Below are 13,180 nucleotides of genomic sequence, written 5' to 3'. Positions count from 1 at the left end.
ACATCTACGTCTCTAGAAGGAGACCGTCATGGATCAAGCGTTGCAACCCACAAGGAATGCAAGCCGTCCCGTATCACAGATACTCAAGAGCTTCTCATTCGAGCGGTGGGCTCTGTTGATCGGTCTTGCGGTCCTGACGATAGCTTGCGTTGCTATCTTCCCCCAGTTCCGAACTCCCGCGCTGCTGACGACGATGCTCAACAACCAGTCCCTCGTGCTATTACTGGCCCTGACAGCAACCATCGTTCTTCGCGTCGGCGACTTTGATCTTTCGATTTCGCAGATCATGGTCGCCTCCGGTGCTGTTGTGCTGCAACTTTCGCTCACCGGCATTCCACCACTGCTTGCTGTAGTCATTGGGCTTTTGCTGGGGGCAGTGGTCGGGCTAATCAACGCCTACCTTGTCGTCAAGATCGGAGTTGACTCCTTTGTCATCACCTTGGGATCCTTCACAGCACTCGCAGGAGTCGCCTACCTTGTAACCGGTGGAAAAGTCGTAGGCGGAGTGCCGGATGAGTTTGTCAATTTCGCCCGCTCGCAATTGCTGGGGATCCCGATGATCACATGGTATGCATGGGTCCTCATCGTCTTGGTTTGGTACGTATACCAGCGCACTCCGCTTGGCCGGTACATGATCTTCGTCGGAGGAAACCGGAATGCCAGCCGGCTAAGCGGGGTCCCGGTTGATCGAATTAGAATGGGCGCCTACATGGTATCGGGCATCCTCGCAGCGCTCGTCGGCATCTGCTTTATCGGCTATTTCGGCGCCGTCGACCCCAGCGTAGGAAGTCAATACATGCTCCAGCCATTTGCTGCCGCCTTCCTCGGTGCCACGGCCATTGCAGTGGGCAGGTTAATGCCTTCGGCACCCTGGTCGCCCTCTACTTCCTCACGGTCGGAATCACCGCACTCCAGCTTTTGGGGGCCCAGACGTGGGTATCCAACATTTTCTACGGGCTGGCACTGATTGGAGCCGTGACCGCCGCAAAGCTCGCAGGCAGACGCCGGGGAGGGGCCACGAGATGACATCAGATTCTCCAGTTGTCGCGCTCTCTGTGCGGCACGTTGCAAAAGCCTATGGCGGAGCCCTGGCGCTGGAAGATGTTTCCCTGACTGTCAGGGCAGGCGAAGTCCACGCATTGCTCGGGCAAAACGGGTGCGGGAAAAGCACTCTGATAAAGATTCTCACCGGAGTGGTTACAGCTGACGCAGGAGAGGTCGAAATCTTCGGCTCGCCCCTGAACACGACACACATTGACTCACACGATAGCCACATAGCCGTAGTACACCAGGACATTGGTGTCGTTGATTCCATGACGGTCCTGGAAAACCTGGGCGTAACGCCCGCTACGGAACGAAATCCCTGCTCCCCGTGGACATCCGTGCGGAGCGGCGGGTGTATGAAGAAATCCTTGGCCGGCTGGGCTTCGCACTCGATCTCGATGCACTCGTCGCCACACTCAGTCCCACTCAACGCGCGCTGCTCGCCGTTGCACGTGCCATGCGCCTGCTGAATAGCTCATCAGAACAGCATTTGTTCATTCTGGATGAGCCCACGGCCGCACTTCCCAAGCATGAGGCGTCCGAACTTCTGCAACTCATGCGCAGAATGGCTGACCTGGGTGCAGGTGTCATCTTCGTGAGTCACCGCCTGGGCGAAGTGATGGAAGTTTGCGACCGCGCCACGATCATGCGGAAGGGCCGTGACGTCAGAACAACCGACATCAAAAACACGACACGCTCCGACATCGTCGCCGAGATGCTTGGGCAACGCATGGACGACTTCTTTCCTGATCCGCCCATCTTCGATGACACGACAGTCCGACTTGAGGTCACTGGCCTAACTGGCGACAAAATTGAAAATGTCAGCTTCGCAATCCGTGGCTCCGAGATCGTTGGTTTCACAGGTCTTACCGGCATGGGGCAGGAAGAACTCCCATACCTCATCGCCGGCGATCTTCCGGTCTCCGCAGGGACAGTAGCCGTCGACGGCTCTCAGGTCACCTTCACTTCCCCCCGCTTCGGCCATCCAACGCGGCGTTCTTCTTGTCCCTGGAAACCGCCTACGGGATGGCGTATGGGCAGCTGGCACGGCTGAGGAAAATCTGACGGTCCCTGTCCTGGAGGACTTCCAGAACTGGAAGGGGCTGGACGCTCGAAAGATCCGCACACTCGCGACGCGACTGATGCAGCGGGCACGAGTCCACCCCGCCGAACCTGAGTTCCCTGTCACTGATTTCAGTGGCGGGAACCAGCAGAAGCTGGTTTTCATGAAGTGGCTTCAATTGAACCCTCAGGTTCTTCTCTTGGATGAGCCAACCCAGGGCGTCGATCCGGGTGCCGCGAAACTTCTTCTGGAGGAGATGGTTGAAGCGGCCAAGGCCGGAGCCGCAGTCGCCATGTTCTCCGGCGACCACGAGCAACTCGTGGCCACCTGCCATCGGGTACTGGTGCTTCACCAAGGGCGCATCGTAGCGGAGCTGGCGGGAAAACTCTCACCGAAGCCGCGCTACTCGAAGCGTGTGACGGACCAGTCACCGTGTGAAGCAGCCAGCCGGCGACCCCTTACACCGGCACGGAGTGACAGCTAAAGGTCCGCTACCGCGCCAAAGGAAGCAGCCCTACTCGGCCAGATCAATCTCCTACTTAGTCTGCGGCTGCACTCTCCACGGGTGAAGTGCTGCTGACCAACAACACCACTGACGGATTCGCCCGGGGGACCTTGACCACGTCTTCGCAGGCAAGCTCCTCACCCGGTAGTGCTCGTCGACATTTAGGGCAAAAGGCGCGTCCATCCGATCCGGGCTCCGAGTCAGACCCCGGCGAATACAGGAATACATTTAGGAAGAGAGACCAGCCAGTGAACGAAGAAACCTTGACCATAAGGGGAGTTCAGGGACCCATCACGGTCGCAATCGATGAGTGGGGAGTACCGCACATTGAGGCGCAAAGTGCAAAAGACGTCTTCTTCGGGCAAGGATTCGTCACTGCACGCAATCGGATGTTTCAACTCGACTGGTGGCGTAGAAGGGGTTTGGGCCTTGTGGCCGAAGTGCTCGGAGCTGAGTACGTCGAACGGGACCGAGCGGCGCGGCTCTTTTTTATATCGAGGCGATATGCGGGCTGAGTGGCTTGCTTATGGCAACGAGACCCGAGGCATCGTCGAAGCCTTCACTGCCGGCATCAATGCTTGGATAGAAATGACGGTGGCGGACCCAACACGTCTTTCACCTGAATTCCACCTCCTCGGTTACCTTCCCGAGCCCTGGGAGGCTAGCGACGTAACGCGCATCCGAAGTCACGGTCTCTATGCCAACCTTGAACAAGAGGTGGCCCGGGCCATGACGATTAGAGACTTCGGACCTGAAGTGGAAGGACTCCGGCGTGATCTGTCACCCGCTGCAGACATCACGGTTCCTGATGGTCTAAACCTTGATTTGATCCATGAGGACATCCTCGCGGTCTACAGGCTGGCTACTGGCCCGGTTGGACCAGGTTCCTTTCAACCGCCTGCTCCTGAGGGCAGCAACAACTGGGTCATTTCCGGGAAGCGTACATCCACCGGACGGCCGCTGCTGGCGAACGACCCCCATCGGGCAATGACTACACCTTCGCTGCGGCAACTGGTACATCTGAAGTGCCCTGACTTCGATGTCATCGGAGCCGGCGAACCACAGCTGCCGGGAGTCTCCATCGGCCACAACGGCTCTGTTGCCTTTGGTTTGACCATTTGGAACGCCGATCAGGAGGATCTGTACGTTTATGAGCTTCACCCAGAAGATCCGACGCTCTACCGCTACAACGACGCTTGGGTCCGCACCGAACGCATCGTCGAGGTAATACAAGTCAGGGACAGCGACCCAGTCGAAGTAGAACTCGAATTCACCAGGCACGGGCCTGTTATCTACGTTGATCGCGACCGTGGCGCAGCCTTCGGAGTGCGAGCCGCGTGGCTGGAACAGGCATGGCACCATACCTGACCAGCCTCCAGAACCTCAGTTACAAGAATGCCGATGATGTGCGGAGCGCACTTAACCGATGGGGTGCCCAGGCGTAAACCATGTGTATGCCGACATCGACGGTTCCATCGGCTGGTCTCCGCGCGCCCTGGTTCCTGTCAGGCCCAATTGGAACGGTCTCCTCCCAGTGCCCGGCGATGGCCGATACGAATGGAACGGTTACCAGGACGCCAGCGCACTGCCCAACATGGTCGATCCTCAACGAGGCTGGGTGGCCTCGGCTAACGAGATGAATCTGCCCGGGCCAGAGGAGTGGGAACCAGTCGAAGTATCCTACGAGTGGTATGCCCCATATCGCATGCATCGGATTGCGGAAGTCTTGGAGGATAACCACGCCCACGACTTTGGACAATCCATGCGTCTGCAAAACGACTATTTGAGCATTCCTGCTCGTGACGTTTGCGCCTTCATGCCGGATGAGCCCTTCACACAACCCGCAGCAGAGCTCGGCAGGCAACTTCTGAAAGCGTGGGACGCTCACATGACGGTGGATTCGACTGCCGCGACCCTGTTTGAACGGTGGTTCCGGGGGCCGCTGAGGAACTACCTCTTCGTGGACGCACTGCGGACACTGGTGGACGCCGACGTCATTGACGACGCGTTGGCCCGAATCACTCCACCGGAAACGGTTATCGGAGACCTCTCCATCGACATGATGCTGTTTCACAAGTTGGCTGCCCACGAAGCGCGCCTGCGAGAAGTACTCGAATCCACCCTCGCCTCCGCTGTCACTGAGCTGCGCACGGAACTGGGAGAGGACCAGCTCAACTGGGCCTGGGGAGAGGTGAACACGTCCCTCCTAAGTCATCCTTTATCCAAGATCCTGGCAAACGAAGAGTGGCTAACCATTGGGCCACAACCGAAATCAGGGAACTCGGAGACCGTCGGACTTGCTGCCCCCTCGCCCTTGACGGGAATTGAGGCCACGGGTGCGTCCTTCCGAATCGTTCTGGACGTTGGAAATTGGGATCAGTCATTTGCCATCAACACGCCTGGCCAAGACGGCGATCCGAGAAGCTCCCACTATGCCGATCTATACGAACTCTGGCTCAAGGACGGATACTTCCCGCTGCTTTACTCGAAAGAGGCAGTCGAGGCGAACGCCACTGAACGGCTACTGATCCAACCGAAAACCGACTAGGTTCCTCCTCGGCACTGAATCGGCCCCAGCGTGACCACGCATCTAAAAATTCAGACGTGACAGCAAGGCCAAGCTGCAGTGAAATTCGGGTGAAACGCCAGGGGTGTAGAGCCAAGCCGAAGCCGGGCCCTACACCCCACGTACTCTTTCTATGCGTCGTCGGTTTTTAGCTTTTCTACTATCGCTGTGGCCAGTTTCTGCCCATGTAGGAAAAGTTCCGGAGCATGAAAGTTGGCGGCAGACTGCATGGCAATAACCGTGCTCGCGCCCGGAACGACGTAAACGGCCTGATTGTAGGTGCCCAATGCCGCAAAAGCTCCATCGTTCCCAAGAGCGTAGGCTTTTCCGTCACGCGGAAGAGTCCACCACCCGCTTTCGTAGCCGAAATTGGGAACAGGTCTATGGCTCCGGGCGCCCGAACCCCGGTGCTGGTACTCGCCAGCGAGATATCCCTGAACCAAGCGGGCGAAACGTGTGGTCCGCCTGTACCCTTCACCGAATCCATGGCAAAGGCACCGAATCGGGCCATATCGCCGAGCGTCATTGACATTCCGCCGTGCCCATCTACTTGACCGGCGTGTGTGGTGCGCATGTAAGCGTCATACTGCATCCCCGCCGGTTCCCAGATGTTCTTCGAGATGTATTCCTCGATTGGCTCTCCCACTGCCCTTTCGATGAGCAGGCTAAGCAAGTAGTAGTTGTAGTCCGAGTATGCGAATGCGCTTCCTGGTTCAGCGACCTTTTCAAAGGTCTTAAGCCAATTAATCACCGCCGCCGGATCTGAATCGTAATACGCGACACGGCGTGGTGTTTTTGTTGGGTCCTTCGGCGCCTCTGTCGTCGGCACGGCAACTCCAGGAGTCATGTCCGCCAGATTTCTGATGGAGGATGCGCCGTAAGGGCTGCCTTTCAGCTCTGGAATGTAGTTGATGACCGGATCCTCTAGTGATGCAATCTGGCCGGCTTCTATTGCTATACCCAAGGCCGTAGAGGTTACAGACTTGGTGACGGACTGCACAACCATTTTCGACGACGCCTGATTTCCGTATTGGTAACGCTCGGCCCGTACTTGGCCGTCCTTCACCACCATTAGGCTCGTAATTCCAAAATCTTTCATGAAGGTTTCGATGCTCTGCGTTTTACCATCCAACTCGAAGGACACTTCAACGGGTTCGCCTGGGTAAACCGACGTAGATGCGAACCGTGGCGCACTTGTACGGTGGGATTGTGGTCCACTTCGTCCATGTGGCGGAAGACAAACGCCCGGGACCCTGGTTCGGTCTCTCCGTACTTTGCTTCGGTACTGAGGACGAAGGATCCGATGTCCTGACCGGCGCCTTTTGTCGGGCCAACAGAAACTTCAGGGGAGCTTATTGGCGCGGGAGTAGAGGTGCAGGCAACAGGCCTGGTATTGCCAAGAGGGCAGTCAGGGCAATCTTGATGGAAATTCTTTTCGGCACGAGTTTCCTCCGGAATCGGGAGAGACACCAAGGTCAAGGGAATCAGCTTGGGAAATTGTGGAAGCGGCCCACGAACTAAATGGGACCGTCTTGAAACTTGATCCTATTTCAGGTTTTCGTCTTCGTTGATCACAAGTGCCTAACGTCTCGCCGTGCCGCAAGGCACTAAACCACTGCCCTTTTCCTTGCCGTTGGCAGGCATGGGTGAACGGGCGCTGCGACCGGGAGCCTGATTTCCTTCGTTATGGAGGAGGGAAGGTCGCGTTGGGAGCGGGAGGGCTGGCGGTCTCCTGCCCTCCCACCCTGGCGCGCTTTTTCTAGGGAAGATACGTCGCGAGGTATTCCACGCTCGCGCGTCGAACTTCGTCAAGAACTTCCTGATCGCCATGCTGCGGACTGTCCCGGAAGGCCAAGTCCACTCCTTTGTCGAGCATGCCCACGAAAATCTCCATGACAGTGTTGATCGAAACCTTCGGAGCGTCTGGTCGCATTTGCGTGACAGTTCCTGCCAGCCATGCTGCGAGAGCATCATCATGGTGCCGGTTCACCTGGATCATTCGGCCAGAGAACTCCCCGGAAAACCAGATGGCCCGGAAGGAAGCGTCCTTGCTGAAATACTCCAAACAGGCTTGCGCACCCGCTTCGGCCTTGGGGCGCCAGTTAGGTCCGCTGAGGTCCATGCCCGCGTCGGCCATGGCTCCGTCCAGCCCCCTGAGGCAGCCAACCAGGATCTCTTCCAGGAGGGCGTCGCGGTTCTCGAAGTAGTTATACAACCAGCCCACGGAGATGCCGGCACGGGCCGCCACGGCTGTTGTACTTACCGCCTGCGGACCTCCTTCTTCCAAAAGGCCACGGGTAACTTCGAGGGTTAGCGCCAGCTTCTTGCGGCTCCTGCTTTGTAACGCTTCCTTGTGCACTCCCACTTGAATGGGAATGTCGTCCATGATATCTCGCAGCGTCACCTCCCAATACTACGACCTGTACCACCCGGTTCCCGCTCTGGGGCGCCGTGCGTGGACCGAAAGGCAGCTGCACGCGTAGGGATACGGAGGCCGTCGACTCACCACGAGCACGAGACGGGACGTGCTTGGGTAATCCTGGGCGGGGCGGCCTGACCGCTGACAGCGGCGGCTGGGATGCATAAGAGCGGCAGCCGCATGCTTAGCCGCTGCCGCCTCACGGAGCCCGCTCGGTCTGCCGTACGAAAGCCATCGGACGAACAAACATCCCGCCACGACTGGTTGGTTCTGGCAAGACCCCCGCCCATATTCACGGTCGGGCACACGATGTTTGGGTGTTCTAGATGCCGTACTGGTGGAAGACCTTGGCGATGACTTTCCAGGTGCCGTCCTGCTTGATCAGCGTGTGGAAGTCGGTGTAGTCGGTGCCGTCTGCGTTGTCTTCCATATCGATGCGGATGACGGCCGTGCTTGGGGTGATCGCCAGGACGTCCAGGTGGCACTTGGAATCGGGGGCAGCACCGAACTGCTCCACATAGGGCTTGAGGTTCTTGTACGTACCCTCGGTCAGGCCTGCTGCGGTGAAGCCGTGCATGGTGGCGTCTTCCCAGAAGGAGTCGGTGATGCGGTCGAAGTTGCCGACAGTCAGGCCTTCAAGGTAGCCGGCCATGGCTTCCTTGACGGCTACGTAATCGGCGGTGGGGATGACCTTGATGTTCTTGCTTACTGCGGTGGTTTCAGACATGTTGCTTCCTTTGTTTCTTCGGGAGTCAGTGATGCCGCGTGGGCTACACAACAATTGAAACTTATTCATGTTTCATTCTGGCGACACTCTGTTTCCAAGTGGTTACGGGGAATGGGCTAAGCCACGCGGCGGAGTTGGCGGAAACGGCCATCAGAAGGACGCCGTGCCCTTAGAAAAGGGAGATGCCCTATGCCTGACGCGCGAGAGCTAAGAGCATGTTGGCCCCTGGCTTCTGTTGCGGGGAACGCTGTCGGTCCACCGGAGGCAGCAGTCCGAAGTCCTGACCAGGAGCTTCGACCTTCACGTTTTCGCGTCACGAGTCCAACGAAGGATGAGTGCGGAAATCAGGACAGGCCGAGAACTGTCCCTTCTCGGGGTCCTCGGCCTGCCAGATGTTCACTTGGGTAGGGTCGGCGCTAGTTCACATAGGGATCGGCAATACATACGTATTGTGCGCTTGTGTACTCGGACAAGCCCTCCGCGCCACCTTCCCTTCCAAGGCCGGAGTGTTTCACTCCTCCAAAGGGAGCAGCTGCGTTCGACAGCATCCCCGCATTGAATCCGACCATGCCGAACTCGATCTGTTCAGAGACACGGATGAGCTTGTTGTAGTCGCGGGTGAAGAGATACGCCGCGAGTCCGTACTCGCTGGAGTTGGCCATTTCTATCGCTTGTTTTTCATTGGTGAAGGTCGTTACGGGGGCGATGGGCCCAAAAATCTCTTGGGAAAGGATCGCGGCTGTGCTTGGGACATTGCCAAGCACCGTGGGCTCGTAGAAGTAGCCTTCACCCATTACCTTGTTTCCTCCCGTGGCAATGGTTGCTCCTTCAGCCACGGCTGCGGTGACCAGGCCATGGATTTCTTCACGCGCTCCACTGTGGATCAGTGGGCCGAGGGTGGAGCCTGGGTCGGTCCCGCGCACTGGGCGGAGCTCTGCCATCCTCCTAGCAAGCCTCTGCGTAAATTCCGAGGCGACAGATTCGTGCACAAGGAAGCGGTTCGCCGCGGTGCATGCTTCACCCATGTTGCGCATTTTGGCGGCCATGGCACCTTCGACCGCCTTGTCCAGATCTGCATCTTCGAACACGATGAACGGGGCGTTTCCACCCAGCTCCATGGATGTCCTCAAGACATTTTCGGCTGCGGCGGCCATCAAGTGTTTGCCGACGCTGGTCGATCCGGTAAACGAGATCTTGCGCAGTCGCGAGTCCTTCAGCAGGGGGCCGGAAATGTCAGCAGCCTTCGAGGTGGAAACGACGTTAAGGACGCCAGCTGGGAGTCCTGCGTCGATCATGACCTGTGCGAATAGCTGGGAAGTTAGCGGGGTGAGGGCCGCCGGCTTGAGGATCATTGTGCAACCTGCTGCAACTGCGGGGGCGACTTTCCGTGTCGCCATCGCAAGGGGGAAGTTCCACGGAGTGATAAGAAGGCACGGGCCAACTGGTTTGCGCTGGACGAGTATCTTGTTTTTCCCGTCGGGGCTGGTGACGTAGCGACCATAGTCGCGCACTGCTTCTTCGGAGTACCAGCGCAAGAACTCTGCGCCGTAGGCCACCTCTGAGTATGCCTCGGCAAGGGGTTTACCCATTTCCAGTGTCATAAGCAGCGCAAAGTCATCGGCCTTGGCCGTAACGAGTTCAAAGGCGCGTCTGAGGATTTCGGCCCTTTCCCGGGGTGCAGTTCGCGCCCAGCTGGCTTGCGCTTTATCTGCGGCGTCCATAGCGGCAAGAGCATCCTCGCTTGTGGCATCGGCTAGAACGGCCAGAGTTTTTCCAGTCGAGGGATCCTCAACTTCGAAGGTCTGTCCGTCGCTGGCTTCGCGCCACTGGCCATCGACGAGGAGGCCGGTCGGTACGGAGGCGAGTAGATCATGTTCGAGGCCCGGTGTGATCGTGGGGTGTGCCATTTTCGTTCCTTTCGGGCTTTCGCCCCTGTCGTTTATCTGTGCTGCCAATGGAGGCCGCATGTCAGTTCCCCATCGGGGTCCCAGGTTCTCGGTTTTATTTAGCGATTGAAACGCGCTGCAGAATTCTCTTCGCGCGCTCTATTACCGGGCGGTCAACCATCTGCCCGTCCATTTGGAGAACTGCTTCGTCGCAGCCGACGATCCGCTCCGCCCATGCGATCTCCTGAGCGGTGGGCCTGAACGCGGCATTAACTTCTGCCACCTGAGTGGGGTGGATGCACATTTTTCCGCCGAAACCGAAGCTGCGAGCCAAACGGGCAGAGTCGCTGACCCGTCTCATGGTTTTGACTTCCGTCGACGGTGAATCCAGCGGCGCGCTGAGGCCCGCCGCTCGGGACGCCAGGACAAGTACCGAGCGGGCATGGTCCAGAAAACGGTCGTCGGATCCAGCATCTATGTCGAGGGCGAAATCAATGGCCCCGAATGCCAGCCTGGTCACGCCTGGAACCTTGGCTAAATCATGTGAGTTGACCAGCCCCAGTGCCGATTCGATGAGCGGAACCACAGCCAAGTCCAGTGGTAGCGTCCACGATGCGAGGTCACGGATAGCGTCACGGGTTTCAGCCTTGGCCACCATAAATCCCAGCAGGCCATGGGCCTTGTACCTTGCGACCTCGCACAAGGCTTCGATGTCGGCGGCATAGTGGGGGGTTCCGGCAGGGTTTGTGCGCACCAAAGCTCGGAGGCCGGTGTCCGGCGATAGGGCGGCCGCGACGTTGGCCCGAGCGTCCGCCTTTTGTGCTGGGGCAACTGCGTCCTCTAGGTCGAATATGACGATGTCTGTTGCTGATGACGCAGCCTTCGAAAAGCGATCCGGGCGGCTGCCCGGAACGAACAGCGCCGACACGGCGTCGGCAACAGCCTGCTGGGCGGAGCAGTCAGACCGGGTCCTCACGAATGAATCATGGCCTTGAAATCCGTGCGTGCTGCCGTGGGTTGGGTTTGCGGACTCAATCATGGCTGATGACCAGGCTGGCACGGGTTACTTCCCGGGCGTCGGCCGCTTTCAGTGCATCGTTGACCCGAGAGAACTCGAAGTCAGCATCGACCAGGTCCTCCCATGGAAACTGTGGAGTGGATTCAATGAAGGCCACAGCCTTACCTAGAACTGTCGCGGGGTAGCGGATGGATGCCCGTATCTGGGCTCCGGAACGGGTGAATGATCCCGGGTCGAACTGGGTGAACCGGTTGGGGCTGATGCTGCCGATGGAAACCAGGGTGCCACCCGGGCGGACGGTCGCGACGGCTTCGGAGAAAGCTCCTGGCACTCCGGTCATGTCGATCACCACATCAGCTCCTACCCCGGTAGCCTCGCGCATCATTTCGACACGCTGTGCGCTGTCCTCCGCCTGGGACAGATCTATCAGATGGTGTGCCCCGAACTCGGAAGCCTTTTGCAGCCGCTGCGGAGTCATTTCGGCGACAAAGACCTCGGCCCCCATCTTGCTGGCGACGGCAGAGGCGCATATTCCTAGTCCTCCGGCCCCGAGAATGATCACCTTGTCCGCGATGCGGATATCCCCTACTTCACATCCGGCATAGGCTTGGGACAGCGCGCAGTTCGCGGATGAAACCGCCTTGCTGGAAATGCTGGCCGGTACTTTGTAGACGTACTGGCCTGGGCCTACGCTGTAGTGCGTGCCAAAGGTGCCGTGAAAATGAGGCGACATATCGGCGCGTGACGACCAACCCTTATATGCGTTTCTGCATAGGTTACCGTGTCCGGAGTTGCATTCAGGGCAGCGCCGGCAAACCTGAAAATAGGTGGCGACCACACGGTCTCCCTCTTCCAAAGGTTCACCCGCGAAGTCTCGCCGGACTCCTTCTCCCAGACGGGACACCCTCGCCACGCCTTCGTGGCCTAGGACGCAACCGGGCCCAATCAGTGGGTGCTCCCCGTGGAGAATGTGGACTTCAGTTCCGCAAACATTAGCGCGAAGCATTTCCAGCAAGAGCCCGCCCGAGGGTGGGTCCGGTAGCTCGTACTCGCGCTGCTCCACTTCATTGGGGGCAGTCAAAACGGTAGTAACGCCTCGCATCAACTATCTCCTTCACATGCCCAAGTGTGAGCAGGACTGGAATGCACGCTAGGGTGCCCGACTAGGATTTTCATACACGAAACTAAGAATAATGCATGATTCGTGGCTTCAATACTGGCTGTCTCTGGTTTGGATGTCAACAGTGCTTACGGCGGCGAGGGAGCCCTGGACCCGCCGAAGGAGCGGCCCGGTCAGTCGTTGTCGATATCGAAGGGGTCCGGGGCAGCCTTGCCGGTGATCCGTTCTGCCAGGTCGGTGAAGCTTCGCCGAATGTGAACCTCCAGCGCCTCAGCTGCTCGATCAGGGTCTCCGGCTTTGACGGCGTCCAAGATTGCTGAATGTTCTACTTCCGACGCGTACGACGGTTCTGGGGCGGACAGCATCATGTCCCAGGGGAAGGCGCGCCACAAATCCTCAATTTCGTCGGAGAGGGCAGGAATACCGCACCGCTCATAGAAGAAGAAGTGGAACTGGTGGTTGAGCAGTCGAATGTTTTCGGTGTCCTGCTGCTGGGTGGCTTCGTTGAGCCGCTCCAGGATCTGTTCGGCCTGCCTGAGGTCGTGGGGGAGAGCCTTGTCGCGGCCCTGCGAATCGCGTACCCCTCCAGGAGCCGCCTGACAATGTAGGTCGCTTTGATGCGTTCAAGCGAAATGCCCGCAACGCGGACCCCACGGTGTGGTTCAGAAACCACCAGATTCTCAGACTCAAGTACACGGAGAGCCTCGCGGACCGGTGTGATGCTGCTGTCAAAGCGCTTCGCCAAATGGTCCTGCGGAAGCCGGGTTCCTCTGGCGAGTTCACCCGACAAAATCAGGGTGCGCATATCCATGATGATCTGGTCGCGCTTCGT

14 protein-coding genes and 1 pseudogene are annotated in these 13,180 nt (G+C 58.5%); 7 read left to right on the top strand and 8 right to left on the bottom strand.

Annotated elements, in window-relative coordinates; genetic code table 11:
* Positions 1-28 precede the first annotated feature (28 nt).
* The 7 genes from ACPEE0_RS22105 (at position 29) to ACPEE0_RS22075 (ending at position 5,160) form a co-directional block, all read left to right on the top strand.
* Entirely contained in the window at positions 29-967 is a 939-nt protein-coding gene (locus tag ACPEE0_RS22105) for an ABC transporter permease (protein WP_424575423.1), read from the top strand.
* Positions 968-1,022: 55 nt separating this feature from the next.
* On the top strand, positions 1,023-1,514 hold the full coding sequence (locus tag ACPEE0_RS22100; protein ID WP_424575422.1) for an ATP-binding cassette domain-containing protein: 492 nt from the start codon (positions 1,023-1,025) through the stop codon (positions 1,512-1,514).
* Positions 1,397-2,098 (top strand): hypothetical protein, encoded by a 702-nt coding sequence (locus ACPEE0_RS22095; protein WP_424575421.1) that lies wholly within the window; start codon positions 1,397-1,399, stop codon positions 2,096-2,098. The genes ACPEE0_RS22100 and ACPEE0_RS22095 overlap by 118 nt, the downstream gene beginning before the upstream one ends.
* On the top strand, positions 2,028-2,591 hold the full coding sequence (locus tag ACPEE0_RS22090) for an ATP-binding cassette domain-containing protein (RefSeq protein WP_424575627.1): 564 nt from the start codon (positions 2,028-2,030) through the stop codon (positions 2,589-2,591). Before ACPEE0_RS22095 ends, ACPEE0_RS22090 begins: the two co-directional genes overlap by 71 nt.
* 86 nt (positions 2,592-2,677) lie before the next feature.
* A complete protein-coding gene (locus tag ACPEE0_RS22085; RefSeq protein ID WP_424575420.1) occupies positions 2,678-3,127 on the top strand; it encodes a penicillin acylase family protein in 450 nt (149 codons plus the stop codon).
* Complete coding sequence (locus ACPEE0_RS22080) at positions 3,117-3,980, top strand: penicillin acylase family protein (RefSeq protein ID WP_424575419.1); 864 nt, start codon at positions 3,117-3,119, stop codon at positions 3,978-3,980. Before ACPEE0_RS22085 ends, ACPEE0_RS22080 begins: the two co-directional genes overlap by 11 nt.
* 58 nt (positions 3,981-4,038) lie before the next feature.
* Complete coding sequence (locus ACPEE0_RS22075) at positions 4,039-5,160, top strand: penicillin acylase family protein (RefSeq protein WP_424575418.1); 1,122 nt, start codon at positions 4,039-4,041, stop codon at positions 5,158-5,160.
* A gap of 178 nt (positions 5,161-5,338) precedes the next feature.
* Here the strand turns inward: ACPEE0_RS22075 and ACPEE0_RS22070 are convergent, their stop codons facing one another.
* From ACPEE0_RS22070 to ACPEE0_RS22035, 8 genes and pseudogenes are all read right to left on the bottom strand, one after another.
* Complete coding sequence (locus ACPEE0_RS22070) at positions 5,339-6,322, bottom strand: serine hydrolase domain-containing protein (protein ID WP_424575417.1); 984 nt, start codon at positions 6,320-6,322, stop codon at positions 5,339-5,341.
* 615 nt (positions 6,323-6,937) lie between these two features.
* On the bottom strand, positions 6,938-7,564 hold the full coding sequence (locus ACPEE0_RS22065; protein ID WP_424575416.1) for a TetR/AcrR family transcriptional regulator: 627 nt from the start codon (positions 7,562-7,564) through the stop codon (positions 6,938-6,940).
* Positions 7,565-7,919: 355 nt separating this feature from the next.
* Positions 7,920-8,324: a nuclear transport factor 2 family protein gene (locus ACPEE0_RS22060; protein WP_424575415.1), complete on the bottom strand. Its 405-nt coding sequence runs from the start codon at positions 8,322-8,324 to the stop codon at positions 7,920-7,922.
* A gap of 416 nt (positions 8,325-8,740) precedes the next feature.
* The gene (locus tag ACPEE0_RS22055) at positions 8,741-10,231 is read right to left on the bottom strand and encodes an NAD-dependent succinate-semialdehyde dehydrogenase (RefSeq protein WP_424575414.1); all 1,491 of its coding nucleotides are present in this window, start codon (positions 10,229-10,231) and stop codon (positions 8,741-8,743) included.
* 94 nt (positions 10,232-10,325) lie between these two features.
* Positions 10,326-11,249, bottom strand: coding sequence for an HpcH/HpaI aldolase/citrate lyase family protein (locus tag ACPEE0_RS22050; protein WP_424575413.1), 924 nt, complete (start codon positions 11,247-11,249; stop codon positions 10,326-10,328).
* Positions 11,242-12,330 carry a zinc-binding dehydrogenase gene (locus ACPEE0_RS22045; RefSeq protein WP_424575412.1) on the bottom strand — a complete coding sequence of 363 codons (1,089 nt, stop codon included), beginning with the start codon at positions 12,328-12,330 and terminating at the stop codon, positions 11,242-11,244. The genes ACPEE0_RS22050 and ACPEE0_RS22045 overlap by 8 nt, the downstream gene beginning before the upstream one ends.
* A 191-nt stretch (positions 12,331-12,521) precedes the next feature.
* On the bottom strand, positions 12,522-12,866 hold the full coding sequence (locus ACPEE0_RS22040; RefSeq protein WP_424575626.1) for an FCD domain-containing protein: 345 nt from the start codon (positions 12,864-12,866) through the stop codon (positions 12,522-12,524).
* Between the two features lie 134 nt (positions 12,867-13,000).
* Positions 13,001-13,159: pseudogene (locus ACPEE0_RS22035) on the bottom strand (GntR family transcriptional regulator); the annotation flags it as partial.
* Positions 13,160-13,180 lie beyond the last annotated feature (21 nt).

It is taken from the genome of Arthrobacter sp. SD76 (assembly GCF_049726125.1).
GTDB classification, from domain to species: domain Bacteria; phylum Actinomycetota; class Actinomycetes; order Actinomycetales; family Micrococcaceae; genus Arthrobacter; species Arthrobacter nitrophenolicus.
The sequence above is the reverse complement of the archived record's forward strand: the minus strand, read 5'-3'. Positions and strand labels throughout refer to the sequence as shown.

Bases quoted from the DNA above. Each gene is read 5' to 3' on its own strand.
- ACPEE0_RS22105 (WP_424575423.1), top strand. From the start codon at position 29: ATGGATCAAGCGTTGCAACCCACAAGGAATGCAAGCCGTCCCGTATCA.
- ACPEE0_RS22100 (WP_424575422.1), top strand. From the start codon at position 1,023: ATGACATCAGATTCTCCAGTTGTCGCGCTCTCTGTGCGGCACGTTGCA.
- ACPEE0_RS22080 (WP_424575419.1), top strand. From the start codon at position 3,117: ATGCGGGCTGAGTGGCTTGCTTATGGCAACGAGACCCGAGGCATCGTC.
- ACPEE0_RS22075 (WP_424575418.1), top strand. From the start codon at position 4,039: ATGGGGTGCCCAGGCGTAAACCATGTGTATGCCGACATCGACGGTTCC.
- ACPEE0_RS22065 (WP_424575416.1), bottom strand. From the start codon at position 7,564: ATGGACGACATTCCCATTCAAGTGGGAGTGCACAAGGAAGCGTTACAA.
- ACPEE0_RS22060 (WP_424575415.1), bottom strand. From the start codon at position 8,324: ATGTCTGAAACCACCGCAGTAAGCAAGAACATCAAGGTCATCCCCACC.
- ACPEE0_RS22055 (WP_424575414.1), bottom strand. From the start codon at position 10,231: ATGGCACACCCCACGATCACACCGGGCCTCGAACATGATCTACTCGCC.
- ACPEE0_RS22050 (WP_424575413.1), bottom strand. From the start codon at position 11,249: ATGATTGAGTCCGCAAACCCAACCCACGGCAGCACGCACGGATTTCAA.
- ACPEE0_RS22045 (WP_424575412.1), bottom strand. From the start codon at position 12,330: ATGCGAGGCGTTACTACCGTTTTGACTGCCCCCAATGAAGTGGAGCAG.